Below are 25,910 nucleotides of genomic sequence, written 5' to 3' on the forward strand. Positions count from 1 at the left end.
ATACACAAAAATAGAGCCTAGTTCAACAATTTTTGTATATACGATAACCTTCCTCGACATCAAGCTGAACCGCCGACATCAAGCGCGGGAGGGCGTCTCTTCGAGCTCGGCCGCCTTGGTGCCGATGGTCATGGCGTTGCCGCGCCAGTCGACGGCCCCGCCCAGCCAACCGCGCATCCAGATCGCCGGCAACATCAGGTCGCGTGCGATCATCGCGGTGACGATGCGCGGCGACAGATACCAGCCCTTTGCCGAGGCGAGCATGCATTCCGGCAGGTAGGCGAGCGCCAGCACGCAAAGCGCTGTCATGGGCAGGCTGACGCCGGCGCTGGCCGCGGCGATCAGCGCCAGCACGAGCGGAGCCGCCACGCCGGTCAGGATCTCGGGCGCGAAGAAGAGCGGAAAGGTGACGCGGCGCAGGCGCGCCCAGCGGGCCTGGCGCGACCAGATCTCGCCCGGCATGCGCTGCCCGAGCGGCTGCTCGAAGGGCGAAGCGACGAGATTGACGCGCAGGCCGAGCCTGTTGACCAGTTTGGTCGACGCGGCATCCTCCGCGATCTCGGCGGCGAGCGCACGGATGCCGCCATTGGCGTCGAGCATCTGCTTGTTCCACAACATGCTCTTGCCCTGGGCAAAGCCGAGGCCAAGCGCCTCGCCGGCATATTGCCAGCGCGCCTGCAGCGTGTTGAGGAAAGCGCATTCGACTTCTGCCCAGAAGCCGTCGGGCCGCGAACCGATCGGCGTCGAGCAAACCAGGCCGGTGTCCCGCCGCCATGCCGCCATCAGGTGCTGGACGTAGTCTTTCGGCATCAGCACGTTGGAATCGGCGAGAATGACCCAGTCGTGGCGCGCTGCCTCCCAGCCCTTGACGCAGTTGTTCAGTTTCGGGTTGGCGCTGACGCGGTCGTCGCCGGTGAGCAGGCGGGCCGGCACGGCTGGAAAGCGGGCAATCGCGGCGCGGATCGGCTTGACCGCGGGGTCGTCGGCATGGGCGACACAGAAGATCAGTTCGTAGCGCGGCCAGTCGAGCGAGAAAGCGCGCTCAAGCGTCTCATGGGTAAACGGCTCGACGCCGCGCGCCGGGATGACGATCGAGACAGGCAGCGGCTTGCCGGCCGGCGGCGCGATGGCGGCGCGCCGTTTCAGGCGCGAGCAGGCGAGCAGGATGCTGGCGAGATTTGAGGCGATGAGAGCGATCGAAAGCGAGCCGGTTATGAGAGCGAGTTCCATCGATATCCGGTCACTCCAGAAAACCCGGCCCGCTTGGCGGCCGTTTTCGACAGTTCGACAGAGCGCCCGAGTCGCCCGGCATTGCTGGTGCACACCATCATTGTCATGTGTCACTCAAATGACATTGTTTGTCGGCACCTGCCCTTCAGGGACAGCAACTCGGACGCGCACGGTTGATCGAACCGCAAAGAGCGCCGAATGTTCCACACCGGATTTGTTTTGGAGCCGCTCATGTACCGCGCCGTCACGCGCAACATCGAAGTGCAGGTCAGGCCGTTCTATCTCGAGGACCGCTCGGATCCTTCGGAAAACCGCTATGTCTGGGGCTACCAGATAACGATCGACAACCAGTCCGACGAATTCGTGCAGCTGTTGTCGCGCTATTGGCACATAACCGACGGCGCCGGCCGGGTCGAGGAAGTGCGAGGCGCCGGCGTGGTCGGCGATCAGCCCGAACTCAATCCCGGCGACAGCTATCAATACACGTCGGGCTGTCCGCTCTCGACGCCGTCGGGGATCATGGTCGGTCACTACACCATGCGCAACGAGCGGGGCGAGACATTCGACATCGCCATCCCCGCCTTCTCACTCGACCTGCCGGGGACAAGGCGGACGGTGAATTAGACCAGGCGAAATCGGCGACAGCGTCTTTCTCCCCGTCACTATACGGCGAGAAATGTCCGGCAGGACAATGAGCGGGCAGCGCCGCCCCTCATCCGCCCTTCGGGCACCTTCTCCCCGTAGAACGGGGAGAAGGTGGAACCCTACTGCGTCGTAAATTCCGCCGGGTCGAAGTCATATTGCGTCGAGCAGAACTCGCAGGCGACGTGGATCCCACCGTCCTCGGTGCTGTCCTTGATCTCCTGCGCGGAGAAGCCCTCGAGGATGCCGCGGATCTTGTCGCGGGAGCATGAGCACTGATCGGCGACGGGAACGCCGCCGAAGACGCGCACGCCATGCTCGTGGAACAGACGATAGAGCAGCCGCTCTGCGCCGATGGTCGGATCGATCAGTTCGGTCGGCTCGATGGTGCCGAGCAGCGCCAGCAATTCCTGCCAGGAATTGTCTGTGGGATCGTGGATCTCCTCGCGCGGATCGCCATCCCCGCCGGGCAGGTCAGGAACGCGCATGCGCTCGGAGGCCTGCGGCAGGAACTGCGCCAGGATGCCGCCCGCCCGCCACTGCTCGCGCGCGCCGCCGGGGCCGGGCGTCAAAAGCTTGGCGACCGAAAGCCGGAGATCGGTCGGGATCTGCTCCGACTGGCGGAAATAGGTGCGCGCGGCCTCTTCCAGGGTCTCGCCGTCGAGCTGGACGATGCCTTGGTAGCGTTGCGTGTGGGCACCTTGGTCGATGGTCAGCGCCAGCACACCGTTGCCGAGCAGCGTTTGCTGCGAGATCTCGCCGGCCGCAATCAGCGCCTCCAGCCGGTCGACATCGAAGCGCGCATAGGCACGCAGCGCCGAGGGCGTGGAAAAATCCGCGACCAGCATGTCGACAGGCCCGTCGGTGCGGGTCTGCAGGATGAACTTGCCCTCGAACTTGAGCGAGGTGCCTAGCAGCACCGTCAGCACACAGGCTTCCGCCAGCAACCGGGCGACCGGCTCGGGATAATCATGGCGGCCAAGGATCGCATCGAGCATCGGCCCGAGCTGAACGGTGCGGCCGCGCACATCGAGCGGGCCGACCTCGAAGGGCACCACGTGATCATCGCCGGCGTAACCGAATTCGCCGAGTTGGGGGTGATGTTCAGCCACTTGATGGGTTTCCAGCATGACAAAGCTCCAGGGCGCGGCCATGCCGCCCTTTGGGGAGCATGCGTCTAAACGCGCTTGATTTGCGTGATGCCGCGCAGATAGGCATCGCGCCTCCGGAGATCAAGTTCCCCGGCACGTCAAGCGCCAAGACACTTCAAGTCCACTTCAGGCCCCAAGACACCAGGCAAGCACGGCCTTCTGGGCGTGGAGCCGGTTCTCGGCCTCGTCGAAGACCACCGAATGTGGACCGTCGATGACCTCGTCGGTCACTTCCTCGCCGCGATGCGCCGGCAGGCAGTGCATGAACAGCGCGTCGGGCTTTGCCTTGGCCATCAGCTTGGCGTTGACCTGGTAGGGCGAAAACACGTTGTGGCCGCGGGCACGGTGCTCCTGGCCCATCGACACCCAGCAGTCGGTGACGACGCAGTCGGCCTGGTCGACGGCTTCCTCTGGCGAACGGGTAAAGGAGAGCTTGCCGCCATGTGCGGTTGACCAGTCGACGTGCTTCTGCGCCGGCTCGCTGCCTTCGGGCACCGCGACGTTGAGGTTGAAGCGGAACCGCGCCGAGGCTTCCAGCAGCGAATGCAGCACGTTGTTGCCGTCGCCAGTCCAGGCGATGGTCTTGCCGGCGACCGGACCGCGATGCTCCTCGAAGGTCATGATGTCGGCCATCAGCTGGCAAGGATGGGTATCGTCGGTGAGCCCGTTGATCACCGGGATGGTTGCATTCTCGGTCAGCTCCAGCAGCCGCTCATGCGAGGTGGTGCGGATCATGATGGCATCGACATAGCGCGACAGAACCTTGGCTGTGTCGGCGATGGTCTCGGACCGGCCGAGCTGCATCTCGGTGCCCGTCAGCATGATGGTCTCGCCGCCAAGCTGACGCATGCCGACATCGAAGGAGACGCGCGTGCGCGTCGACGGCTTGTCGAAGATCATCGCCAGCACCTTGCCTTCGAGCGGTTTAGAGCGCTCGCCCGCCTTGAGGCGCGCCTTGCGCTCCACCGCGTCGGTCAGCATGGAGCGCAGGTCGCCTTCTGAAACGGCGGAGAGGTCAGTGAAATGACGAAGTGACATCAGGAGCTTTCGAATTTACTTCGCGGCTTCAGCGGCAATTGCCTCGGACAGGGCCTTGGCGCCGGCGCGAATGCGCTCCAGCGCTTCATGGATCTCGCTGTCCGTGACGGTGAGCGGCGGCAGCAGGCGAATGACGTTGTCGCCGGCCGGAACCGCGAGCAGATGCTGGTCGCGCAGCGCCATGTTCACCTTGCCGTTGGGCATGGCGCATTTGAGGCCCAGCATCAGCCCCGTGCCCCTGATATCCTCGATGACCTCGGGGAATTCGTCGGCCACCCCTGCCAGCGCTTGCTTCAACAACAGCGCCTTGCGCTGCACATCCGCCAGGAAGCCCTCCTCCAGCACCACGTCGAGCACGGCATTGCCGACCGCCATGGCCAGCGGGTTGCCGCCGAACGTAGTGCCGTGGACGCCCGCGGTCATGCCGACAGCCGCCTCGTCGGTGGCAAGGCAGGCGCCCATCGGGAAGCCACCGCCAATGCCTTTGGCGATGGCCATGATGTCTGGAGCGACCCCCGACCATTCATGCGCGAACAGCTTGCCGGTGCGGCCGATGCCGCACTGGACCTCATCGTAGATCAACAGCAGGCCGTGCTGGTCGCAGAGCTGCCGCAGCCGCTTCAGCGATTGTGTCGGCACCGGGCGGATACCGCCCTCGCCCTGCACCGGTTCGATCAGGATCGCCGCGGTCTCCGGCGTGATCGCCTTTTCGGCGGCGTCGATATCGTCGAAGCCGACCTGGTCGAAACCCTCGACCTTCGGGCCGAAACCTTCGAGATATTTGTACTGGCCGCCGGCCGCGATGGTCGCCAGCGTGCGGCCATGGAAGGCGCCTTCGAAAGTGATGACGCGGAAGCGCTCGGGATGCCCCTTGACGAAATGGTAGCGCCGCGCCGTCTTTATCGCGCATTCCAGCGCCTCGGCGCCAGAATTGGTGAAGAACACCTTGTCGGCGAAGGTCGCGTCGGCCAGCCGCTCGCCGAGCCGGCTCTGCCCCGGGATCTCGTAGAGGTTGGAGACGTGCCAGAGCTTGGCAGCCTGTTCAGTGAGCGCCGCAACCAGATGCGGATGGCCGTGGCCCAGCGAATTGACGGCTATGCCGCCGGCAAAATCGAGATATCGCTCGCCCTTGTCGGTGACCAGCCAGGTGCCTTCCCCATGGTCGAAGGCCAGGGGTGCGCGAGCAAAGGTCTCGAAAAGCGCCGAACCGCTCATTATATGCGTCTCCGGAACCGGAAAATCAAAAAAGCCGCCAAAGCGGCGGCCTTTGCGGCTTATCGGGTTTTTCAGCCATGAAGTCAACGAAAACGTCGCGTAGTGGCGCGCGGCAAGCCTCCCGACGGGACGCCGGCTCATAAGTGAGCTGGCAAGTTGGGGAAAACCGAAAAAACCGATTCGTGTTGCACTTCGGACTCTTGTCACCGAGTCAGCGCATAAGGTAGTTGTAGTCGGGAAATAACTAGATTTCGTGCGGCGGACCTAATCACCAGATATATGTGGTGTCTGCCCCAGCAGTGGTGCTGGGCCGGGAATGGATTCCGATTGCCGTACGCTTAGCAGGAGCGCGGTCATGAATTGGACTGACGAGCGGGTCGAACTCTTGAGAAAACTGTGGTCGGAGGGTCTGAGCGCAAGCCAGATTGCTGCCCAGCTTGGAGGGGTCAGCCGCAATGCCGTCATCGGCAAGGTGCACCGGCTGAAATTGTCGGGCCGCGGGCGCGCCACGGCAGCGCCGGCACGCCAGAAGAAGACGGCGCAAGGGTCGGGCGCGCAGAAATCGGTGTCGCGCCCCGCGAGTGCGACCCGCCACGTCACGACATCGATCGGAGCAACGGCGCTGCAAGCGCAGTTCGATGCCGAGCCGGTGGCCCGCCACTATATCCGGCCGGTCGAGAATGTGGTGGTGCCGATCTCGCGGCATCTCCAGCTCACCGAACTCACCGAGCGCACCTGCAAATGGCCGAACGGCGATCCGCTGTCGGAGGACTTCAATTTCTGCGGCAACGAAGCCGCCGAAACCGGACCCTATTGTAAATACCATGCCCGCGTGGCGTTCCAGCCGGCAGCGGAGCGGCGGCGGAATAGATAAGGGACTAAGGCAGTAGGGCAGTATGTTTGAATTTGCGCTCCCGAGCGTTCTCTTAACCTACTGCCCTACTGTGCCCTACTGCCCTACTGCCCTACTGCCCTACTGCCCTACTGCCCTACTGCCCTACTGCCCTACTGCCCTACTCTCACAGCCATCCATTCTTGCGAAACCGCCAGTAGAGAAAGCAGCAGATCAGCGCAATCGCCAGCAGCACCGTCGGGTAGCCGTATTCCATCTTCAGTTCCGGCATGTCGCTGAAATTCATGCCGTATATGCCCGCGAAGGCTGTCGGCACGGCCAGGATTGCCGCCCATGAGGCGAGCTTTTTGGAGATCGCCGTTTCCTGGCTCTGGCCCACCAGCAGGCTCGCCTCGAAGGCAAAGGCCAGCACTTCGCGCAAGCTGTCGATCTTTTCCTGGACGGTGCGGATATGGTCGGTCACGTCGCGAAACAGCGGGTGCATGGCTGAATGGATCTGCGGCAGGTCGGCGCTGGTCAGCCGCCGGCAGACCTCCACCAGCGGCAGTGCGGCATTGCGCAGCCGCAACAGATCGCGGCGCAGCATATAAAGGCGTTCGATATCGGGGCCGGTCATCGGCTTCAGCAGGACCCGGTCCTCGATCGCCTCGACCTCATCCTCGATCTGCTCGAGCACCGGCATGTAGTTGTCGACGATGAAATCGAGAATGGCATAGAGGACGAAATCCTCGCCCTTGGCCAGTGAATGCGGGCAGCTTTCCCAGTGCTGGCGCACCACAGCATAGGATGTCGAAGGGCCGTGCCTGACGCTGACGATGTAGCCGCTGCCCACAAACAGATGCGTCTCGCCGAAGGTGACGCGGCCCTCGATCAGCTGCGCCGTGCGGGCGACGATGAACAGCGCATCGCCATACTGCTCGATCTTTGGCCGCTGGTGCGGATGCTCGGCATCCTCGATTGCGAGCTCATGCAGATGAAATTGCGCCTGCACGCGCAGCAGAAGCTCGCGATCGGGTTCAAGCAGCCCGATCCACACCACGTGCCCCGCTTTCCTTGCCCATGTGCCGGCTTCCTCGATCGGGATGTCGGCGATGCGGCGCCCGGCTGTGTAGACGCTGGAGGCGATGACGGCCGATGTCGGCGGCGCGGGCTTGAAATCCCGGACATATTCCATCGCAGCCTCCCGAAGCACTGCCTTTGCTGGGAACCAGCAGGCTTGCCTCAGGGATAGTCTAGCGCAATACGACCAAGCGTTCGAGAAAAAGTGCGTTCACTTGACCGGCTGCGTTGCGGAAAGGCCGATCTTGTCCGTCTTGTCGCCCTTCGGCCGCTCGCTCGGCATCTGGTCGCCGGTGACGATATAGTAGATCGTCTCGGCAATGTTGGTGGCATGGTCACCGATGCGTTCGATGTTCTTGGCGCAGAACAGCAGATGCGTGCAAGGCGTGATGTTGCGCGGATCTTCCATCATGTAGGTCAGCAATTCGCGAAACAGCGACGTGTACATGGCGTCGATCTGGTCGTCGCGGTCACGTACGAAGCCGATCCTTTCGACCGAGCGCGAGGCGTAGACGTCGAGCACTTCCTTGAGTTGGGTCAACGCCAGGTCGGCCAGGGCTTCGAGGCCGCGGAACAGGCTGGTCGGCTGGCGCCCGTCGGCAACCGCCACCACACGCTTGGCGACATTCTTGCCGAGATCGCCGACCCGCTCGAGATCGGCCGAGATGCGGATCGCGCCGACGATCTCGCGCAAGTCCGTCGCCATCGGCTGGCGCCGGGCGATGATGATGATTGCCCTGTCGTCGATTTCGCGCTGGCCTTCGTCGAGGACGGCGTCGTCGCGGATCACCTTCTGGGCAAGGCCGGGATCGGCATTGACCAGGGCGGAGATCGCCTGTTCGACCATGCGTTCGGCATGTCCGCCCATGGCGGCGATGCGCTTCGACAGATCTTTCAGCTCCTCGTCATAGGCGCTGACTATGTGCACGGACTGCATGACCGGATGCCTTCCCACGGATGATCTGATTTTGAGTCGTTTCCTCGAATCCCCGCTGATACGCTAACCGGATGACAGAAAAAAGAAATGGCAGCTTGGAAACTAGGGCGGCTCAGGCCGCCGGCAAATGGACCGAGAAGGCGGCGCCCTTGCCGACTTCGGACTTGATCGAAAGCCTGGCGTTGTGGCGCGTCAGGATATGCTTGACGATCGACAGGCCAAGGCCTGTGCCCTTCTGGGTTCGACTGCTCTCGACGTCGACGCGATAGAAGCGCTCCGTGATGCGCGGAATGTGCTCCTCGGGAATGCCGGGGCCAAAATCCCTGATCGTCACGTCGATGCCCGCTTCGCCCTCGGCGTCGCCGCGCTCGATCGACACCACCACGCGGCCGCCCGACTGCCCATATTTGCAGGCGTTTTCCAGAAGGTTCTCGAAGACCTGGAACAGTTCGTCGCGGTCGCCCGGCACGTAAAGAGGGCCGTCGGCGAAATCCCGCTCGATGACGACGCCGTTTTCGCGCGCCAGCGGGGCCAGCGAATCGATGACGCTGTCGACGGTCTGGCGCAAATCGACCTCGGTCCCCGGCCGCAGATAGGGCTTCATCTCCAGCCGCGACAGCGACAAAAGGTCGTCGATCAGGCGTGCCATGCGGCCGGTCTGGTTCTGCATGATCTGCAGGAACTGCTCGCGCGCCGCCGGATCATTGCGGGCCGGTCCGCGCAGCGTTTCGATGAAACCCGATATCGAGGCGAGCGGCGTGCGCAATTCGTGGCTGGCATTGGCGATGAAATCTGCGCGCATGCGGTCGATGCGGCGCGCTTCGCTCTGGTCCTTGAACACCATCACGTAGAGATCGGTGCCGTGACCGACCGAGGAGGCACTGACCCGGTAAGTCCGCTCGACCGGCAGCCTCTCGGTGTAATCGATGACATCCGACGCGACCTCGCCCGACAGCACGCCGTCCAGAAGAGCCTGCATTTCCGGCGCCCGGAATTTCAGCGACAACGATACGCCAGGCGCGATGCCGCCAAAGGCGGCGAAGGCGGCGGCGTTGGCATGAACGATGGCCGCGGCATGGTCGAAGATGATCAAGGGGTCGGCGACGGCCGCCGCCAGATATTCGCCGGACAGGCGTTGCAGGCCGATGGCCTCGATCGCCGCGCCGCTTTCGCGGGGCTGGCGCGTGGCTCCAGCCGGCATCATCGCCGCCACCAGCAGCAAAGCCAGCGCCGGCAGCAGCACATAGGCGGAAATGCCCGCAAAGGCATAAACCGCCATGACCGCAACAAGACCGGCGACCAGCAACCATCGGCTGTTCCACAGCCGCGCGGCAAGCGCTTGCGCCATGCCCTTCTCGTCTGCGCCCTGGTCAGCCATTCGCGCCTGCGCCCCGCTCCCGGTCCGGCAATTTCGCTGGACCGGCCTGGCGCATGACGCCGAAAAATCAGAATCGATTTTCGGAAAGGATCATGCGCAAAATCCAAAAGTGCAGCGCCCTTTGCGTCTGAAGCGGCGCGCGGCACTGCAATGGCTCAATAGCACGAGTCCGTAAGCTGGAAAGGTTCGCCTCGATGAAAAAAGCCAAGGAAAACACCGCCGCGCCGACCCAGGGGCCGCTGAAGCTCAGGATCAACGGCAAGGAGCGGGAGTTCGACATCGAGAATCCGGCACTGCCGGACTGGGTCGAGGAGCGCAAGCTGACCGCGGGTGGCTATCCCTACGACAAGAAGATGAAGAGCGACGAGTATGACGAGACGCTCGAGGCCTTGCAGATCGAGCTGGTCAAGGCGCAGGCGTGGCTGCAGTCGACAGGCAAGCGGATGATGGCGCTGTTCGAGGGCCGCGACGCGGCCGGCAAGGGCGGCACGATTTTCGTCCTGCGCCAGTACCTCAATCCGCGCACGGCACGCAACGTGGCGCTGACCAAGCCGACGCCGACCGAGCTGGGGCAATGGTACTACCAGCGTTATGCGGACCACTTCCCGACCGCGGGCGAATTCGTCACGTTCGACCGTTCCTGGTACAACCGCGCCGGCGTCGAACCGGTGATGGGCTTCTGCACGCCAGAACAGCACGAGAAGTTTCTCGACGAGACACCGCACTTCGAAAGGATGATCGTCAATGACGGCATCCACTTCTTCAAATTCTGGCTGAACATCGGCCGGGAAACGCAGCTCGAGCGATTTCACGATCGCCGCCACAGTCCGCTGAAGAGCTGGAAGTTTTCGCCGATCGACATTGCCGGCATTACCAAGTGGGACGATTACACCAGGGCGCGCGATACCATGTTCGAGCGCACCCACAAGGAATTCGCTCCCTGGATCATCGTGCGTGCCAATGACAAGCGCCGCGCGCGGCTGGCGGTGATGCGGCGCATCCTCCTGTCGCTGCCTTATGACGGCCGCGACCTCGACATCATAGGCAAGGAAGACAAGAAAATCATCGGCGAAGGGCCGTCATTCCTGGCAAAACAGGACTGACGGTGCCTGCGCCACGCGGCACTGGACCGCGTGGCGCAACGCCTTCGGCGCGACGCTCAGGCCGCCAACCGGGCAATCCGCTGCAGCCGCCGCAGCGTGGTGTCGTCCTGCAGCGCCTGCTGGAACAGCGAGATCTCCTGATCGATGCGTTCGCAAAGTTCCGCGGGGTTCCCCTTGAGCAGGCCCCGCGTCTGCAGCAGCGCGGCGACCGGCTTCCTGGCGAGCTGCCTTGCCCGGCCGAGGGTTGCCTCCTCGACGCTGCCTTCGGAGACAATCTCGGCGACCAGCCCGAGCGCCCTGGCGTCGTCGGCGCGCAGCGTGTCGCCGAGGCAGAAAAAGCGGAAGGAGCCGGCGTAGCCGAGCTTCTGCGGCGCCAGGATGCTGGTCGCGGCATCCGGCACTAGGCCGAAATCGACGAACGGCACCCGGAACGTGCTTTCGGCGGACGCGATCACCATGTCGCAATGGAACAGGATGGTGCAGCCAACGCCGACCGCATCGCCGTCGACACAGGCCAGTATGGGTTTGGGGAACGTCGCCAGCGTGCGGAACATCTCGGTGACGGCGGCGATCAGCTTCTGGTGCTTGGTAGCGTCGAGAAATTCGGAAAAATCGCCGCCGAGGCAGAAGCAGCCCGCCAGACCGCGCAGCACGACGACACGCACATCGTCATTGTCGGCGGCTTCGTGAAATGTCCTGGCCAGGCTTTCATAGGCCCTTCTGTCGAGCACCGGCCGGCCGTCGGTCGACGAGACCGTGACGATCAGCGTGTGGTTGCGCAGTTCGGGTTGCGGGTGCGCGTTCATGGCCGTTTCCGATCTCATGACGCCCGCCTTTGCCCGAACATATCGGGATATCCCCTGGCCAGAACGGGAGCGTGGTGATTGCGGCGCGAACGCACCACATCCAGCGTGTGCTCATTGAAGGTGAGCAGCGTCGCGACGACCTGCTGGTTGCCATAGGTGCGCTGATAGCCCAGCGGCGTGGCCAGGAAATGCAGCTGCAGCGCGCGCAGCACCCACATCGGCTCGAACTCGATGATCACCTTGTCGACGCCGCGCTTCAGCCCCCACTCGACGAAGCCGGCAATGAGCTCGGTACCGACGGTCGAAACGCCTCGGCGGCCGTCGCGAAAGCCGGGAGCGACCGCATAGCGGGTCAGTTCCCAGATGTTCGGACCCGACGGCGGCGTTCCCACGGAAAGATCGGCCAGCACCTCCGTTAGCAGATGCGGCCGCGTGGTCGGCAACATCCTCTGATAGCCCGCGACCTCGTTGCCTCTGATGACGATCTGATGCACCGCTTCGTCATGATCGAACTGGTCGATCTCGAATCCATCGGGGCGCCGCAGGTCCTCCCACCCCATTTCCTCGACAAAAATCCTGTAGCGCAGCCGATGCACGGCCTCCCACAGATCGGGATGTTCCATCAGTTCTTTTGTTGTAAGGGAAAAAATCATTTTGCCGTCTCCTGTTCAAGAGGAAGATACGGCCGTGCCCTCGCAAGAAAATTACGCGATCACGTAGGCAGGAATTTCTAGGCCGACCCGGCCGACCTAACTAATATAGCCGCGCCTTATCGCTTCAGCGACTGCCTGTACGCGGTTGACGGCGCCGAGTTTGCTTTTGGCGTTAAGGAGGTGTTTCTCCGACGTGTGTTCGGAGATGCCGAGGATTTGCGAAATCTCCCATTCGGACTTGCCGACGGCGGCCCATTGCAGGCATTCGCGTTCGCGCGGCGTCAGCTCGACATTATCGATGGTCTTGCTGGCCTTCGTGTGAAGCTGCATGGCCCGGCCCACCGCATAGGTCGACACCAGCGACACCAGACCGAACTCGGCGGCGGACAGTTCCACGGCCTCGCCACCCAGTGACACCATGACGATCTGGCCGTCGAGCGTGATGAGCGGGAAGGCCAGCCCGTCGCGCAGCTTGAACACGACGGCGTCGCCCATCACTTCGCCGCTGCTTCTGTCGATGCTAACGCCCTGGGCCGCTTCCCGCCACTGGAACGGCGCCTGCAACTGTTTCATGTGGCTGACGATCGGGTCGTGATCGACATAGTTGCGCGCCACGTAGCGCTCCAACCATTCGACAGGCCAGTCGCAAAGCAGCACATGCTGCTTTTGCTGGCCGGTCGGCGTGCCCGGTTGCGGTACGGTGCCCGCCATCAGAGCGGTCAGGCCAAAATCCGACGTTATGCCCAACAGCCTCTCGCAAACCGCAGCCGCCGTTCCGGCTTGCTGCAGGTGATCTATGTATTCCAGCGTGCGATCGAACTGACCCATCGCAACATCAAACCCCATGTTGCCTCGTTGAAATCGATGATCCGTGCCTTGTTGGCACTTCGCCACCGACCAGGGATTGCAAAGCGTTGCCTTGTGGTTGTGGTTCTCGACCCTGGTCCCCACCCGGGCAGCCACCGCTGTTTGCAAACCTGCTAAAGCATATCCTGAAATCGACGCGTTGAAATCAAAAAGCATTGTGCCTGTACTATTTTCGTACCAGAACCGATGCGAACACAGGTGCGGTGGAAGTTTATCATGGCGTTCCAGCGGAGGTCTCTCGTCCTTGCGTCGATGCTGATCGCGTCGCTGGCGTTGGGTGAGCGCGCGCGCGCGGCCGAGCCGCAGGTGCCGGTGCTGTGGGATGCCAAGGAGCGGCTACCGAAACCGGATCTCTCCGCACTGCCGCGGCTGCGGTTCCTGACCACCACCGATTTCCCGCCCTTCAACTTCCTGGACGCCGCGGGAAAGCTGTCCGGTTTCCACATCGACCTGGCGCGCGCCATCTGCGCCGAGCTCGGCATCGTCGACAAATGTCAGATCCAGGCATTGCCCTGGGCCGAGCTCGAAGGAGCGCTTGAGAAAGGCGAAGGCGAAGCGATCATCGCCGGCATCGCCGCGACGCCGCAGTCACGCCAGACATACGCCTTCTCGCGGTCCTACCTGCAATTTCCGGCGCGCTTCATCATGCCGAAGGGCGAGGCGCTGACCGAGCCGCTGTTCGCCAAGCTGCGCGGCAAGCGTGTCGGCGTGATATCAGGCTCGGCGCATGAGCGCATGCTGCGCGATTATTTCAACACCGTTCAGGTCGTCACCTTCGACAGGCCGGAAGACCTCTACGCCAACCTCAAGGCCGGCAAGATCGATGCCGCCTTCGGCGACGGCATGCGTTTCGCCTTCTGGCTGGGCGGTTCGGATGCGGCCGGCTGCTGCCGCTTTGCCGGCGGACCTTATCTGGCGCCGGAATATCTGGGTTCGGGCATGGCCGTCGCCGCCCGATCCGATGACCCGGCGCTGGCCGCCGCTCTCGACTACGCGCTGCAGGAGATTTCGCTGAAAGGCACGTTCGCCGAGTTCTACCTGCGCTATTTCCCGGTCAGTTTCTTCTGATCCGGTCCCGGTCAGCTTTTTCTGATCCGGTCCCGATCAGTTTCTTCCGGTCGGTTGAGTGTCGCCGCTCAGGTCAGCGTGCGCAGGCGCGCCTTGGCCGCACGGGCGATCGCCGCGACCGTCAGCGTGTCGAGATCGAGCTTGAGGCGAATGAGTTGGAGCACCCGCACCTCCTCCATCCGCATTTCGAGATCGACGGCCGCGACCTCGAAAGCGGCTGCATAGGCGGTGTCGCGCAGGCGCTCCGGCAGGGCCTCGGCCACGCTTGCCAGGACACCCTCCAGCCCGCCCTTTTCATGCAGCTTCTTCTGGCAGGCCTGGGCGACGCCAACCAGGCGGTCGTGGTCGAAATCCTCGAATACCGGCCATGAGCGGACGACCTCGCCGATCCGCGCCAGCTCGACATCCGTCATGTCGCGGTCGGAGGCGGAGGTGATGACCATCAGGTAGATCAGCGCTTCATGCGGGGTCGGCATTCAACAACTCCTCGATACGGGCTGCGAAGGTAGGAACGCGTTCCCTGCGCTGCAAGGAAAAAGCGCCGCGCTCGTTGACGCTCCGGTCAGGCGCGCATAGAGACCGGTTGAAAATCCTCACTTGCGGCTTTGCCGGCGTCTAATTTGGAAAACAGTGACATGGCGGGATCAAACATCATCGATCTCAATCCCGAAGTGCTGACGGCGGCGGCCGAAAGCAAGGCGTGGCCGTTCGAGGAAGCTCGCAAGATCATTGAGCGCTACAAGGGCCGCGAACTCCCGCAAACGGTGCTGTTCGAAACCGGATATGGCCCGTCCGGCCTGCCGCATATCGGCACGTTCGGCGAGGTGGCGCGCACGTCGATGGTGCGGCATGCCTTCCGCGTCATCACGCAGGACAAGGTCGCCACCAAGCTGCTGTGCTTTTCCGACGACATGGACGGCATGCGCAAGATACCCGACAGCGTGCCGGATCGCGCGGCGCTGGAGCCGCACCTGCACAAGCCGCTGTCTTCGGTGCCCAACCCTTTCGGCGGCGATTATGCGAGTTTCGCCGACCACAACAACGCGATGCTCTGCCGCTTCCTCGACACGTTCGGCTTCGACTACGAGTTCGCCAGCGCGACGCAGTACTACAAGACCGGCCGCTTCGACGCGATGCTGTTGCGCGCGGCCGAACGCTACGACCAGATCATGGCGGTGATGCTGCCGACGCTGGGAGAGGAGCGGCAGGCGACCTACAGCCCGTTCCTGCCGATCTCGCCGAAGAGCGGCCGCGTGCTCTACGTTCCCATGAAGCATGTCGATGCCAGGGCGGGCACCATCACCTTCGACGATGACGGTACCGAGACCACGCTGCCGGTTACCGGCGGCAAGGTGAAGCTGCAGTGGAAGCCCGATTTCGGCATGCGCTGGGCGGCCCTTGGCGTCGATTTCGAGATGTTCGGCAAGGACCATCAGACCAATGCGGTGGTCTATGACCGCATCTGCAACATCCTCGGCGGGCACGCGCCGGAACATTTCGTCTACGAGCTGTTCCTGGACGAGAACGGCCAGAAGATCTCCAAATCCAAGGGCAATGGGCTGACCATCGACGAATGGCTGACCTACGCGCCGACGGAGAGCCTGGGACTCTATATGTACCAGCGGCCGCGACAGGCCAAGAAGCTCTATTTCGACGTCATCCCCCGGGCCGTGGACGAATATTACACCTTCCTTGCAGCCTATCGGAGGCAGGACTGGAAGGAACGGCTGGGCAACCCGGTCTGGCACATGCACGACGGCAATCCGCCCGCCATCGATATGCCCGTGCCGTTCTCGCTGCTGCTCAACCTGGTCAGCGCCTCCAATGCGCAGAACAAGGACGTGCTGTGGGGCTTCATCTCGCGCCATGTGCGGGGCGTGACGCCGGCGACCCACCCTGAGCTCGACAGGCTGACGGGTTATGCGATCCGCTATTTCGACGATTTCGTGAAGCCGACGAAGACCTTCCGCGCGCCCGACGACGTCGAGCGGGAGGCGCTGGAAGCGTTGGATCAGGCGCTTGGCGCCCTGCCGGCGGGCTCGGACGGCGAGGCGATCCAGAATGCCGCGCTCAACGTCGCCCGCAAGGTGGAACGCTATCAGGATCATTCCAAGAAGAGCCCCGAAGGTGGTCCGGGCGTTTCGGGCGCCTTCTTCCAGATGATCTACCAGGTGCTGATCGGGCAGGAGCGCGGACCGCGCTTCGGCTCGTTCGCGGCACTCTACGGCATCGCCGAGACGCGCGGGCTCATTCAGAAGGCGTTGGCTGGTCAGCTGGCTTGAGAATGCCGCCGACCTCTTCCAAGATCGAGCCCGGCGCTTGCGGCGCCGGGGCGCGGGCGGCCGGCATCGAAGGCACGCCTGAAAGGCTTGGCGCCGATCCGAAAATGCCTTTCCTTTCGCTGCGCGCTTTTTCCCCGACTTCGACGTAAGGGCCGCCTTTGGCGGCGCGCGCCCAGCCGTTCTCGACCAGCCATCGGCCGACATCCTGCTTGCCGATCCGGCAGTCGGCGGCGATCAGGTCGCGGCCGCCTTCCGGCGGCACGGCGCAGACCACCGCCCGGCCGCGCAGGAAGGCGCGGAACGCCGTGCGCGCGCGGACGCCGCAGGGCCAGGATTTACCGTCCGAGGTGCAGGTCTCGTCCTGCCCGACAATGTCGACGCCGGAAACCGCGACAGAATAGCCCTTCGCCTCGATCAGTCCGGCGGCGGGCGCGACCGGCTGGAACAGCTTCGTCCCTTTCCAGTCGTCCGGCATTTTCGGCTTGGGCGGCATGGCCAGCGCCAGCTTGCTCAACGGCGCGCGCGGCTCCACCCGCTCCAGCTCCTTGCTGGGAAGCTCCGGCGGCGCCACGACTTGGGGATCGATCGCACGCGAGTGCGGGCTAGCGGCGGGGGGCGGCGGAGCGGCAATGGCCGATGTGGCCGGCTCCTCCGGCACACCGTCGGTGCCTGGCTGAGAGACCGTATCGGCGCTCGGATCGATCTGTTCCACCCCGACGGCAGCTTCGCCGCTCATCAGCGCGCGGCCGCCGGCGACTACCAGCGCGGCCATTCCAGGGACCATCAGAACCGCAAGGACAAGATGAGGAAGCCGCACCAGCCCGCACCCTATTGGCTTGCCCAGACGATCCGCGCCACCCATTCAACCTCGCGCATGGGAATGTCGCGGTCCGGATGATCGGGATTGAGCGAAACCAGTGCGATCGACCTGGCGGTCTGGCGATCGAGCACCTTGGCCATCACCTCGCCGCCCGTCGTCTTGACGACGACGCGATCGCCCTTGCGGATGAGGGCTGCCGGCTCGACGATGAGCACGTCGCCATTGCGGTAGAGCGGCAGCATGGAATCGCCTTGCACCTGAAGCGCATAGGAACTCTCGGTCGATTGCGCCGGCAGTTCCACCAGATCCCAGCCTTGACCGGCCGGGAAGCCGGCATCGTCGAAAAAACCGCCGGCGCCGGCCTGGGCAAAGCCGAGCAACGGAACGGCACGCCCGCGGGCGGGCATCGCGCCGTGGCCGGCCCGACCTTCTATCAGCCCGGTGAATTCGTCGAGCGAAGCGCCCGTCGCCTCGATGATCTTGGCCAGCGATTCGGTCGAGGGCCAGCGCGGCCTGCCGTCCGACGACAGTCGCTTCGACTTGTTGAAGGCAGTCGAATCAAGGCCGGCCCGCTTCGCCAGGCCGGAAGCCGAGAGCGAATACCGCTCGGCCAGAGCGTCGATGGCGGCCCAAACACGGTCATGCGAGAGCAATTCCGCTCTCCTTGCAAAAAGGAAAAAATGCCTTTCCTTTCTAGTCTTCGAATGAAGGTTTGTCCACAGACTGTGCCATCGCACCACATCTTTGCTGGCCGCGCCAATTCCGGGCTTCCAGGTCAACCGGTCCGCTTGGCCTGATCGCGCAGGTTTTGATGCGAGGCCATGAATGCCCGCTCGGCTTCGCCGGGCGGACGCGGCTGTGCGGAGCGGCCAAGCGCGGCGACGACCTCGTCAATATCGAGAAAGCGCCGGGCGTTGCGGTCGTAGACGCCGGCCGTCGTCATGATCAATGCGGCGGTCTCGCCATTGTCGAGGACGAAACGGTGCTTGCCGATAACCTGGCTGCCTTCCCAGGTCTCGATCGAAGACACCACTTCGAAACGCCGCCACAGTTTGATCTCACGCACATAGGCCGATTGCAGCCCGCCGATCATCGGCGCCCAGCCATTCGTTCTCGCCAGAGTGATGAGGCCGGCGCGGATGAAGATATCGATGCGGCCAAGGTCCGCCAGCATCATATAGCGGGCATTGTTGAGATGGCGGTTAAAATCGATGTCCGTCGGCAGGCAGCGAAAGGCCAACCGGCTTTCATCACCCATCTGGTAGGAGCCACGGCTGCCCGCCGTGGCCATCATACGCGCAAGGCGCCCCCAGACATACATTACGGCGCGGCGCGTCTTTTCGGACGCGCAAGGGACGCCGCGGCACCTTTGATTCCGACCACGCTCAGGCCGCCTGCTTCACGTCGCCCTTCGCGTAGGGGTCGAAGCGCTGGTAGAAAGTCTCGCCCTTTTCGGCCATGTCGAGCAGCAGCCTGGGCACCTTGAACTCGGCGCCGTATTTCTTCTGCAAGCCCTTTGCGATCTTGACGAACTGCCCGGCGCCGATGCCGTCGATGTAGGACAGCGCGCCGCCCGTATAGGGCGCGAAGCCGAAGGCCAGGATCGAGCCGACATCGGCCTCGCGCGGATCGGTGACGATGCCCTCCTCCATCACCCGAGCCGCTTCCAACGCGATGGTGACCAGCAGGCGCTGCTGCAATTCCGCATAGTCGACCTTCTCCGGCTTGAGCTGCGGGTAGAACTCCTTAAGGCCCGGCCACAGCTTCTTCTTGGCCGGCTTGGCCGGATAGTCGTAGAAGCCCTTGCCGTTCTTGCGGCCGAAGCGGCCGTGGTCGTCGACCATGGTGTTGATCAGCGCCATCTGCTTCGGGTCGACCGCCTTGTCGCCGAGATCCCTGATGGTCTGCTTCATGATCTTCTGGGCAAGGTCGATGGCCGTCTCGTCGGTCAACGCGAGCGGGCCGACCGGCATGCCGGCGGCCTTGGCGGCGTTCTCGATCATCGGCGCCGGAACGCCCTCGATCAACATCTTGTAGGCTTCCGACATATAGCGCAGCACGCAGCGGTTGACGTAGAAACCGCGCGTGTCGTTGACGACGATCGGCGTTTTCTTGATGGCGCGCACGAAGTCGATCGCGGTGGCCAGCGCCTTGTCACCGGTCTTCTTGCCAAGGATGATTTCGACCAGCATCATCCTGTCGACCGGCGAGAAGAAATGGATGCCGATGAAATTCTTCGGCCGCGCCGAATTCTTGGCCAGGGCGGTGATCGGAATGGTCGAGGTGTTCGACGCGAAGATCGCCGACGACTTCAGCACCGCTTCCGCCTGTTCGGTGGCGCTTTTCTTCACCGCGGAATCCTCGAACACCGCCTCGACCACGAGATCGCAGCCGGCAAGGTCGGCATAGTCCGATGTCGGCGTGATCAGCGACAGGAGCCTGTCCTTGTCCTCGGGCTTGGCACGCCCCTTCTTCACCTGATCCGAGATCAGGCCATCCGAATGGGCCTTGCCCTTCTCGGCGGACTCCATGTCGCGGTCGAGCAGCACCACCGGAATGCCGGCCCTGGCCGTGACATAGGCGATGCCGGCGCCCATGAAGCCCGCGCCAAGGACGCCGATCTTCTTGAACCTAGTTTCCGGCACGCCGGCCGGGCGGCGCGCGCCCTTGTTGAGTTCCTGCAACGACACGAACAGCGAGCGGATCATCGCCGCCGCTTCCTTGGTCTGCATGATCTCCGTGAAATAGCGCTGTTCGATCCTGAGGGCGGTGTCGAACGGCACCAACAGGCCCTCATAGACGCATTTCAGGATCCCCGCGGCGGCCGGATAATTGCCATAGGTCTCGCGGCGCAGGATGGCGATGGCCGGGGGCCACAAATTGGCGCCCGCCGCCGAATAGACCGGACCGCCGGGCAACTTGAATCCCTTCTCGTCCCACGGCGCTACCGGCTTGAGGCCGTTCCTGATCATGGCCTTCGCAGTCTCGACCAGCTTGGCCGGCTCGGCGACCTCGTGGATCAGGCCCATCGCCTTCGCCTTCTGCGGCGACAGGTTCTGGCCGGAGGTCAGCATTTGCAGCGCCTGCTGCTGGTCGGTGAGACGCGGCACCCGCTGGGTGCCGCCGGCGCCCGGGAAAATACCGATCTTCACCTCGGGGAGCGCCATCTTCACCTTGTCGGAATCGGCGGCGACGCGGCCATGGCAGGCCAGCGACATTTCGAATGCACCGCCCATGCAGGTGCCGTTGATTGCTGAAACCCACGGCTTGCCCGATGTTTCCAGCTTCCGGAACAGGCCGGTCATGGTGCCGGCGTTTTCGAATAGCGCCCTGGTGGCCTTTTCGAGATCCTTGCCCTTTTCAGCCGCGAAGGTCGTCAGCATCTTCTGGAGCATGGTGATGTCGGCGCCGCCTGAGAAGGTATCCTTGCCGGAGGTGATGACCGCGCCCTTGATGGCGGCGTCGCCCGCCACCTTGTCGACAATGGCGTTCAGCTCGCGCATCACCTCCTCGGTGAAGACGTTCATCGAGCGGTCCGGCATGTTCCAGGTGACCAGCGCAATGCCATCGGCGTCGATGTCGAGAGTGAAATTGGTGTAGCTCATCGTTTCTCTCCCCGTCAGACGCGTTCGATGATGGTTGCGGTGCCCATGCCGGCGCCGATGCACAGCGTCACCAGCGCGGTGTTCAAATCGCGGCGCTCGAGCTCGTCCAGCACGGTGCCGAAGATCATCGCGCCGGTGGCGCCCAGCGGATGGCCCATGGCGATGGCGCCGCCATTGACGTTGATCCTGTCGTGCTCGATATCGAAGGCCTGCATGTAGCGCAGCACCACGGAGGCGAAGGCCTCGTTGAGCTCGAACAGATCGATGTCCGACAGCTTCATCTTGGCGCGCTTCAACAGCTTCTCCGTGACGTCAACGGGGCCGGTCAACATCAGCACCGGCTCGGAGCCGATGTTGGCGAAGGCGCGGATGCGCGCGCGCGGTTTCAGGCCCATGGCCTTGCCGGCCTTCTTCGAGCCCAGCAGCACGGCCGCCGCGCCGTCGACGATGCCCGACGAATTGCCGGCATGGTGGACGTGATTGACCTCCTCCACTTCCGGATGCTTCTGCACCGCCACGGCGTCGAAGCCGCCCATTTCGCCGGGCATGACGAAGGAGGGATTGAGCGAGGCCAGCGACTGCATGTCGGTCGATGGGCGCATATGCTCGTCATGGTCGAGGATGGTGAGACCATTCTGGTCCTTAATCGGGATCACCGAATTCCTGAAGCGGCCATCGGCCCAGGATTTTGCCGCGCGCTTCTGGCTCTCGACGGCGTAGGCGTCGACATCGTCCCGGCTGAAGCCGTATTTTGTGGCGATCAGGTCGGCCGAAATACCTTGCGGCACGAACCAGCCGGGCAGGCCGACCGAAGGGTCCATGAACCAGGCGCCACCCGAGGCGCCCATGCCGACGCGCGACATCGATTCGACACCGCCGGCAATGACGATCTCATCGGCGCCCTGGGCTATCTTGGCGGCGCCGAAATTGATGGCGTCGAGGCCGGAGGCGCAGAAGCGCGAGATCTGCATGCCGGGCGCCGAGGTCGCGTAGCCGGCCTCGAAGGCCGCGGCGCGCGGAATGACCGACCCCGCCTCGCCGACCGGGTCGACACAACCGAAGATGATGTCGTCGACAGTTGCAGTGTCGAGCCCGTTGCGGTCGCGCAGCGCCTCCAGCGTCCTGGCGGCGAGCCGCACTGCCGGCACTTCGTGCAGCGAGCCATCCTTTTTGCCCCTGCCGCGCGGCGTGCGAACGGCGTCATAGACGTAAGCTTCGGCCATTTTCCTGCTCCTTGGGTTTGCCGATCGATGCTCAGAGCGAGCGGCCGATCAGCAATTTCATGATCTCGTTGGTGCCGCCATAGATGCGCTGGACGCGGGCGTCGCGGAACATGCGGGCGATCGGATATTCATTCATGTAGCCATAGCCGCCATGCAATTGAAGGCATTCGTCGACGACTTTGCCCTGCAGGTCGGAAAGCCAGTACTTGGCCATCGACGCCGTCACCGGATCGAGACCGCCATCGATGTGGCGCGCCACGCAATCATTGTAGAAGACGCGGCCGATCGTGGCCTCGGTCTTCAGTTCGGCCAGCTTGAACTGGGTGTTCTGGAAATCGATGACCGCCTTGCCGAACGCCTTGCGCTCCTTGACGTATTCGATGGTCAGCGCCAGCGCGCGCTCGACCATGGCAATCGCGCCGGTGCCGATCTGCAAACGCTCCTGCGGCAATTGCTGCATGAGCTGGATGAAGCCTTGTCCCTCCTCGTGGCCGAGCAGGTTGGAGGTCGGCACACGCGCATCGTTGAAGAACAGCTCCGATGTGTCATTGGCTTTCAGGCCGATCTTGTCGAGGTTGCGGCCGCGCTCGAAGCCATCGACCTCGTCGGTCTCGACGACGATCAGCGAAGTGCCCTTGGCGCCCTTGTCCGGATCGGTCTTGGTGACGACGATGATGAAATTGGCAAGCTGGCCATTGGTGATGAAGGTCTTGGAGCCATTGATCTTGTATTGGTTGCCGTCCCTCTCGGCCCGCGTCGTGACGCCTTGCAGGTCGGAGCCGGCGCCGGGCTCCGTCATGGCGATGGCGCCGATCAGTTCGCCGGTGGCGAGCTTCGGCAGCCATTTCTTCTTTTGCTCCTCCGAGCCGTAGTGGAGGATGTAGGGGGCGACGATGGAATTGTGCAGGCCGATGCCGAAGCCATCGACGCCGACATGGCCGATGGCTTCGATGATGGCGCTCTCATGGGCGAAGGTGCCGCCCGATCCGCCATATTCCTCCGGCATGGAGGCGCAGAGCAGGCCGGCGGCACCGGCCTTCAGCCAGCTCTCGCGGTCGACCATTTCGTTCTTCTCAAACTCGTCGTAACGCGGCGCGATCTCTTCGGACATGAAGCGGTGCGCCATGTCGTAGAGCATGCCGACCTCGTCCGCCGCCCAGGCGGGCTTCGGCAGGCCAAGGATTTCGGCTGGGTTGGTCATGCGATGATCTTCCTCCCAAGGTCTGCCATCGAAATTGAGATCCGCGCACTGTCGCGGCGCCCCCTCCCGGCCCCTCTGGACCGCCCTCCCCTCAAAGGGAGAGGGATTATTTCTAGAACGCTTCCGCCGGCAGTGCCATCAACGTATCGGCGCCACTGGAGATGCGGGCGAGACGCGTCGCGGTTTCCGGCATGATCCGCTCCATGAAGAAGCGCGCCGTCACCAGCTTGTTGTCGTAGAAGGACGACGCGCCGTTGGCGCCCGGCTTGCCTTGGGCGGCCCTGGCCATCCGCGCCCACATATAGCCGAGCGCCACGAGGCCGAAGAGATGCATGTAGTCGGTCGAGGCGGCGCCGGCATTGTCGGGCTTGGCCATGCCGTTCTGCAGCAGCCACATGGTCGCCGCCTGAAGATCGTTGAGGCTCTTCTTCAATGCCTTGGTGAAGGGGGCCATCTTCTCGTCGGCGCGGCTCTCTTCACAGAACTCGCCGACTTCCTTGAAGAACGCCTGCACCGCGCGGCCCCCGTTCAGACCCAGCTTGCGGCCGACGAGATCGAGCGCCTGGATGCCGTTGGCGCCTTCATAGATCATGGCGATGCGGGCATCGCGCACGAACTGGCTCATGCCGTGCTCTTCGATGTAGCCATGGCCGCCGAACACCTGCTGCGCCATCACGGCGTGATCGAAGCCCTTGTCGGTGAGCACGCCCTTGACCACCGGCGTCATCAGCCCGGTGTAGTCGTCGGCCGCCTGGCGGTCCTTGTCGTCGGCGGAGCGATGGGCGATGTCCGACTTGATCGCCGTCCACAGCGCCAGCGCGCGGCCGGCCTCGTTGAAGGCCCTCATGGTCATCAGGCTGCGGCGGATGTCGGGATGGACGATGATCGGGTCGGCCTTCTTGTCCGGCGCCTTCGGTCCCGACAGCGAGCGGCCCTGCAAGCGGTCCTTGGCGTAAGCGACGGCATTCTGGTAGGCAATCTCCGACAGTGACAGCCCCTGCAGGCCGACGCCGAGCCGCGCCTCGTTCATCATCGTGAACATCGCCTTGAGGCCGCCATTGGCCTCGCCCAGCAGCGTGCCTTGCGCCTCGTCATAGTTCATGACGCAGGTCGAATTGCCGTGGATGCCCATCTTCTCCTCGATCGAACCGCAGGAGACGGTGTTCCTCTCATCGGGATTGCCAGAAGCATCGAGCTTGAGCTTCGGCACGATGAACAGCGAGATGCCCTTCACCCCTTCGGGCGCCCCCTCGATGCGGGCCAGCACCAGGTGGACGATGTTGTCCGCCATGTCGTGCTCGCCGGCCGAGATGAATATCTTCTGGCCCGAGATCTTGTAAGTGCCGTCGCCATTCGGCACGGCCTTGGTGCGCAGCAGGCCCAGATCGGTACCGCAATGCGGCTCGGTCAGGTTCATGGTGCCGGTCCAGGCGCCCTCGACCATCTTCGGCAGCCATTTGGCTTTCTGCTCGTCGGTGCCATGGGTGATGATCGCCGCGATCGCGCCCTGCGTCAGGCCCGGATACATCATCAGCGACATATTGGCCGACACCATATACTCGGCCACGGCGGTATGCACGGCATAGGGCAGGCCCTGGCCGCCGAACTCGACGGGCGCCGCCAGCCCCATCCAGCCGCCCTCGCGATACTGATCGAAGGCTTCCTTGAAGCCCCTCGGCGTCGTCACCGAGCCATCGTCATGGCGCACACAGCCTTCCATGTCGCCGACACGGTTGAGCGGATGCATTACGTTTTCCGCGAGCTTGGCGCCCTCGGCGAGGATCGCCTCCAGCACGTCGGGCGTTGCATCAGAAAAGCCGGGGAGATTGGAATAGCGCTGGTAGCCCAGCACCTCGTTGAGCACGAACAGCGTATCCTGCACCGGCGCCCTGTAGATCGGCATGCTCTTCTCCACCCTGCGGACCTGATCCGAAACCCCCGAATTCATGTCAGGCGGCATGCGGACCCGTGTTCAGCGGGAGATAACAAAAATTGACGTTTGCGTAAACGTCAATTCAGCCGATGCGACAAAATTTCTCCTGCACCGCAGCAAACCGCACGCGATGCAGTACATGTGTTGGAACCCTTAATGACAAAAGCCGCGTGGCGCTCGCCACACGGCTTTTTTCGATCATGGATGTTGCGCCGCAAGGCGGCGGCCCAAATCAGCCGGCGACGCTCGCCTGCGGCGCCGAGCGCTCGACCAGCATCTGCCGGACGGCAGCCATGGAGGTGCTCAATTCGCTGATGGCGTCATCGATGAGCGTGCGCTGCTTCTGGAGGCGGGCAAGCTGCTTCTCCGACTTGTCCAATGCCAGCCGCAACTGCTTGGTGTTGGAGCCGGTGGGATCGTAGAGATCCATCATCTGCTTGACGTCGCGCAACGAGAACCCGACCTTGCGGCCGAGCAGGATCAGTTTCAGCCGAACCCTGTCGCGGCGCGTGTAGAGGCGGGTTGAACCGTCGCGCTGCGGGTTGAGCAGGCCCTTGTCTTCGTAGAAACGCAGCGTGCGCAGCGTCACGCCATATTTCTTGGCCATTTCGCCGATGCGGACGAGGTCCTCGCCCGAGTCAACGGATATAGTGTTGGTATTGGCCGCGGTCTCGCCGGCCGAGATAAGCTTCATGGTCACTGGCTTTCCCCGTCTGTGGCGTCGCGGTCCTGGACCAAGCGATGCCTGACTGAAAGCGGGGGCGTGCTTCCAGCCGTGGTTTCAACAAACAAATCGCAAACAGCACGCTTGATGCGCCTTTTACGTTTACGTCAATTCTATACCGA

At 63.4% G+C, this 25,910-nt stretch carries 24 protein-coding genes; 5 read left to right on the top strand and 19 right to left on the bottom strand.

Going from position 1 to position 25,910, the window contains the following annotated elements; all coding sequences use genetic code 11:
• Positions 1-78: 78 nt before the first annotated feature.
• Positions 79-1,230, bottom strand: a complete 1,152-nt coding sequence (locus tag FJ979_RS07250) for a ceramide glucosyltransferase (RefSeq protein WP_140557635.1) — start codon at positions 1,228-1,230, stop codon at positions 79-81.
• Between the two features lie 231 nt (positions 1,231-1,461).
• On the opposite strand from FJ979_RS07250, the gene apaG reads away from it, so the two are divergent.
• Positions 1,462-1,854, top strand: coding sequence for a Co2+/Mg2+ efflux protein ApaG (gene apaG, locus FJ979_RS07255; protein ID WP_140496634.1), 393 nt, complete (start codon positions 1,462-1,464; stop codon positions 1,852-1,854).
• A 140-nt stretch (positions 1,855-1,994) separates the two neighbouring features.
• On the opposite strand, the gene FJ979_RS07260 is transcribed toward apaG, so the two are convergent.
• The 3 genes from FJ979_RS07260 to FJ979_RS07270 form a co-directional block, all read right to left on the bottom strand.
• The gene (locus tag FJ979_RS07260) at positions 1,995-3,026 is read right to left on the bottom strand and encodes an Hsp33 family molecular chaperone (RefSeq protein ID WP_140580387.1); all 1,032 of its coding nucleotides are present in this window, start codon (positions 3,024-3,026) and stop codon (positions 1,995-1,997) included.
• A gap of 123 nt (positions 3,027-3,149) precedes the next feature.
• Complete coding sequence (argF, locus tag FJ979_RS07265) at positions 3,150-4,061, bottom strand: ornithine carbamoyltransferase (protein WP_140580389.1); 912 nt, start codon at positions 4,059-4,061, stop codon at positions 3,150-3,152.
• A gap of 15 nt (positions 4,062-4,076) precedes the next feature.
• The gene (locus tag FJ979_RS07270) at positions 4,077-5,276 is read right to left on the bottom strand and encodes an aspartate aminotransferase family protein (protein WP_140580390.1); all 1,200 of its coding nucleotides are present in this window, start codon (positions 5,274-5,276) and stop codon (positions 4,077-4,079) included.
• Positions 5,277-5,631: 355 nt separating this feature from the next.
• Here FJ979_RS07270 and FJ979_RS07275 point away from each other — a divergent pair, with 355 nt between their 5' ends.
• Positions 5,632-6,150 (top strand): GcrA family cell cycle regulator, encoded by a 519-nt coding sequence (locus FJ979_RS07275; protein ID WP_140496642.1) that lies wholly within the window; start codon positions 5,632-5,634, stop codon positions 6,148-6,150.
• 145 nt (positions 6,151-6,295) lie between these two features.
• Here the strand turns inward: FJ979_RS07275 and FJ979_RS07280 are convergent, their stop codons facing one another.
• The 3 genes from FJ979_RS07280 to FJ979_RS07290 all read right to left on the bottom strand — a co-directional run bounded on the left by FJ979_RS07280 (position 6,296) and on the right by FJ979_RS07290 (position 9,503).
• On the bottom strand, positions 6,296-7,303 hold the full coding sequence (locus FJ979_RS07280; protein ID WP_140580392.1) for a magnesium and cobalt transport protein CorA: 1,008 nt from the start codon (positions 7,301-7,303) through the stop codon (positions 6,296-6,298).
• A gap of 96 nt (positions 7,304-7,399) precedes the next feature.
• Positions 7,400-8,125, bottom strand: coding sequence for a phosphate signaling complex protein PhoU (phoU, locus tag FJ979_RS07285; RefSeq protein ID WP_140513249.1), 726 nt, complete (start codon positions 8,123-8,125; stop codon positions 7,400-7,402).
• Between the two features lie 112 nt (positions 8,126-8,237).
• Positions 8,238-9,503 carry an ATP-binding protein gene (locus tag FJ979_RS07290; RefSeq protein WP_140580394.1) on the bottom strand — a complete coding sequence of 422 codons (1,266 nt, stop codon included), beginning with the start codon at positions 9,501-9,503 and terminating at the stop codon, positions 8,238-8,240.
• Positions 9,504-9,697: 194 nt separating this feature from the next.
• On the opposite strand from FJ979_RS07290, the gene ppk2 reads away from it, so the two are divergent.
• Positions 9,698-10,606 carry a polyphosphate kinase 2 gene (gene ppk2, locus FJ979_RS07295; RefSeq protein WP_140580395.1) on the top strand — a complete coding sequence of 303 codons (909 nt, stop codon included), beginning with the start codon at positions 9,698-9,700 and terminating at the stop codon, positions 10,604-10,606.
• Positions 10,607-10,662: 56 nt separating this feature from the next.
• Here ppk2 and FJ979_RS07300 read toward each other — a convergent pair whose 3' ends face one another.
• The 3 genes from FJ979_RS07300 to FJ979_RS07310 form a co-directional block, all read right to left on the bottom strand.
• The gene (locus FJ979_RS07300; RefSeq protein WP_140580397.1) at positions 10,663-11,412 is read right to left on the bottom strand and encodes an enoyl-CoA hydratase-related protein; all 750 of its coding nucleotides are present in this window, start codon (positions 11,410-11,412) and stop codon (positions 10,663-10,665) included.
• Between the two features lie 14 nt (positions 11,413-11,426).
• Positions 11,427-12,065 (bottom strand): acyl-homoserine-lactone synthase, encoded by a 639-nt coding sequence (locus FJ979_RS07305; RefSeq protein WP_140496654.1) that lies wholly within the window; start codon positions 12,063-12,065, stop codon positions 11,427-11,429.
• Positions 12,066-12,161: 96 nt separating this feature from the next.
• Entirely contained in the window at positions 12,162-13,088 is a 927-nt protein-coding gene (locus tag FJ979_RS07310) for a LuxR family transcriptional regulator (protein WP_224647240.1), read from the bottom strand.
• A 60-nt stretch (positions 13,089-13,148) separates the two neighbouring features.
• Between FJ979_RS07310 and FJ979_RS07315 the strand changes: the two genes are divergently transcribed.
• Positions 13,149-14,000 carry a transporter substrate-binding domain-containing protein gene (locus FJ979_RS07315; RefSeq protein WP_140496656.1) on the top strand — a complete coding sequence of 284 codons (852 nt, stop codon included), beginning with the start codon at positions 13,149-13,151 and terminating at the stop codon, positions 13,998-14,000.
• Between the two features lie 68 nt (positions 14,001-14,068).
• Here FJ979_RS07315 and FJ979_RS07320 read toward each other — a convergent pair whose 3' ends face one another.
• The gene (locus tag FJ979_RS07320; RefSeq protein ID WP_140496659.1) at positions 14,069-14,476 is read right to left on the bottom strand and encodes a tellurite resistance TerB family protein; all 408 of its coding nucleotides are present in this window, start codon (positions 14,474-14,476) and stop codon (positions 14,069-14,071) included.
• 159 nt (positions 14,477-14,635) lie between these two features.
• On the opposite strand from FJ979_RS07320, the gene FJ979_RS07325 reads away from it, so the two are divergent.
• Positions 14,636-16,282 (top strand): lysine--tRNA ligase, encoded by a 1,647-nt coding sequence (locus FJ979_RS07325; RefSeq protein WP_140523947.1) that lies wholly within the window; start codon positions 14,636-14,638, stop codon positions 16,280-16,282.
• Here the strand turns inward: FJ979_RS07325 and FJ979_RS07330 are convergent.
• The 8 genes from FJ979_RS07330 to FJ979_RS07365 form a co-directional block, all read right to left on the bottom strand.
• A complete protein-coding gene (locus FJ979_RS07330; protein ID WP_348640414.1) occupies positions 16,248-17,099 on the bottom strand; it encodes a thermonuclease family protein in 852 nt (283 codons plus the stop codon). The genes FJ979_RS07325 and FJ979_RS07330 overlap by 35 nt on opposite strands.
• Positions 17,100-17,110: 11 nt before the next feature.
• Positions 17,111-17,755 (bottom strand): helix-turn-helix transcriptional regulator, encoded by a 645-nt coding sequence (locus FJ979_RS07335; protein WP_140496665.1) that lies wholly within the window; start codon positions 17,753-17,755, stop codon positions 17,111-17,113.
• 122 nt (positions 17,756-17,877) lie between these two features.
• The gene (locus tag FJ979_RS07340; RefSeq protein WP_140580400.1) at positions 17,878-18,423 is read right to left on the bottom strand and encodes a thioesterase family protein; all 546 of its coding nucleotides are present in this window, start codon (positions 18,421-18,423) and stop codon (positions 17,878-17,880) included.
• A gap of 64 nt (positions 18,424-18,487) precedes the next feature.
• Positions 18,488-20,707 (bottom strand): 3-hydroxyacyl-CoA dehydrogenase NAD-binding domain-containing protein, encoded by a 2,220-nt coding sequence (locus tag FJ979_RS07345; RefSeq protein ID WP_140580402.1) that lies wholly within the window; start codon positions 20,705-20,707, stop codon positions 18,488-18,490.
• Positions 20,708-20,721: 14 nt separating this feature from the next.
• Positions 20,722-21,930 carry an acetyl-CoA C-acetyltransferase gene (locus FJ979_RS07350; protein WP_140523939.1) on the bottom strand — a complete coding sequence of 403 codons (1,209 nt, stop codon included), beginning with the start codon at positions 21,928-21,930 and terminating at the stop codon, positions 20,722-20,724.
• A 31-nt stretch (positions 21,931-21,961) separates the two neighbouring features.
• Positions 21,962-23,131: an acyl-CoA dehydrogenase family protein gene (locus FJ979_RS07355; RefSeq protein ID WP_140580403.1), complete on the bottom strand. Its 1,170-nt coding sequence runs from the start codon at positions 23,129-23,131 to the stop codon at positions 21,962-21,964.
• Between the two features lie 112 nt (positions 23,132-23,243).
• Complete coding sequence (locus FJ979_RS07360; protein WP_140580405.1) at positions 23,244-25,034, bottom strand: acyl-CoA dehydrogenase; 1,791 nt, start codon at positions 25,032-25,034, stop codon at positions 23,244-23,246.
• Between the two features lie 262 nt (positions 25,035-25,296).
• Positions 25,297-25,758 carry a MerR family DNA-binding transcriptional regulator gene (locus tag FJ979_RS07365; RefSeq protein WP_140497287.1) on the bottom strand — a complete coding sequence of 154 codons (462 nt, stop codon included), beginning with the start codon at positions 25,756-25,758 and terminating at the stop codon, positions 25,297-25,299.
• Positions 25,759-25,910 lie beyond the last annotated feature (152 nt).

The organism is Mesorhizobium sp. B1-1-6, assembly GCF_006443035.1.
Lineage (GTDB): Bacteria > Pseudomonadota > Alphaproteobacteria > Rhizobiales > Rhizobiaceae > Mesorhizobium.

Bases quoted from the DNA above. Each gene is read 5' to 3' on its own strand.
- FJ979_RS07280 (WP_140580392.1), bottom strand. From the start codon at position 7,303: ATGGAATATGTCCGGGATTTCAAGCCCGCGCCGCCGACATCGGCCGTC.
- FJ979_RS07270 (WP_140580390.1), bottom strand. From the start codon at position 5,276: ATGAGCGGTTCGGCGCTTTTCGAGACCTTTGCTCGCGCACCCCTGGCC.
- FJ979_RS07310 (WP_224647240.1), bottom strand. From the start codon at position 13,088: ATGCTTTTTGATTTCAACGCGTCGATTTCAGGATATGCTTTAGCAGGT.
- FJ979_RS07260 (WP_140580387.1), bottom strand. From the start codon at position 3,026: ATGGCCGCGCCCTGGAGCTTTGTCATGCTGGAAACCCATCAAGTGGCT.
- FJ979_RS07360 (WP_140580405.1), bottom strand. From the start codon at position 25,034: ATGCCGATCTACAGGGCGCCGGTGCAGGATACGCTGTTCGTGCTCAAC.
- FJ979_RS07275 (WP_140496642.1), top strand. From the start codon at position 5,632: ATGAATTGGACTGACGAGCGGGTCGAACTCTTGAGAAAACTGTGGTCG.
- FJ979_RS07315 (WP_140496656.1), top strand. From the start codon at position 13,149: ATGGCGTTCCAGCGGAGGTCTCTCGTCCTTGCGTCGATGCTGATCGCG.
- FJ979_RS07290 (WP_140580394.1), bottom strand. From the start codon at position 9,503: ATGGCTGACCAGGGCGCAGACGAGAAGGGCATGGCGCAAGCGCTTGCC.
- FJ979_RS07300 (WP_140580397.1), bottom strand. From the start codon at position 11,412: ATGAACGCGCACCCGCAACCCGAACTGCGCAACCACACGCTGATCGTC.
- argF (WP_140580389.1), bottom strand. From the start codon at position 4,061: ATGTCACTTCGTCATTTCACTGACCTCTCCGCCGTTTCAGAAGGCGAC.
- FJ979_RS07365 (WP_140497287.1), bottom strand. From the start codon at position 25,758: ATGAAGCTTATCTCGGCCGGCGAGACCGCGGCCAATACCAACACTATA.
- FJ979_RS07340 (WP_140580400.1), bottom strand. From the start codon at position 18,423: ATGTATGTCTGGGGGCGCCTTGCGCGTATGATGGCCACGGCGGGCAGC.
- phoU (WP_140513249.1), bottom strand. From the start codon at position 8,125: ATGCAGTCCGTGCACATAGTCAGCGCCTATGACGAGGAGCTGAAAGAT.
- ppk2 (WP_140580395.1), top strand. From the start codon at position 9,698: ATGAAAAAAGCCAAGGAAAACACCGCCGCGCCGACCCAGGGGCCGCTG.
- FJ979_RS07355 (WP_140580403.1), bottom strand. From the start codon at position 23,131: ATGACCAACCCAGCCGAAATCCTTGGCCTGCCGAAGCCCGCCTGGGCG.
- FJ979_RS07350 (WP_140523939.1), bottom strand. From the start codon at position 21,930: ATGGCCGAAGCTTACGTCTATGACGCCGTTCGCACGCCGCGCGGCAGG.
- FJ979_RS07305 (WP_140496654.1), bottom strand. From the start codon at position 12,065: ATGATTTTTTCCCTTACAACAAAAGAACTGATGGAACATCCCGATCTG.
- FJ979_RS07250 (WP_140557635.1), bottom strand. From the start codon at position 1,230: ATGGAACTCGCTCTCATAACCGGCTCGCTTTCGATCGCTCTCATCGCC.
- apaG (WP_140496634.1), top strand. From the start codon at position 1,462: ATGTACCGCGCCGTCACGCGCAACATCGAAGTGCAGGTCAGGCCGTTC.
- FJ979_RS07345 (WP_140580402.1), bottom strand. From the start codon at position 20,707: ATGAGCTACACCAATTTCACTCTCGACATCGACGCCGATGGCATTGCG.
- FJ979_RS07320 (WP_140496659.1), bottom strand. From the start codon at position 14,476: ATGCCGACCCCGCATGAAGCGCTGATCTACCTGATGGTCATCACCTCC.
- FJ979_RS07325 (WP_140523947.1), top strand. From the start codon at position 14,636: ATGGCGGGATCAAACATCATCGATCTCAATCCCGAAGTGCTGACGGCG.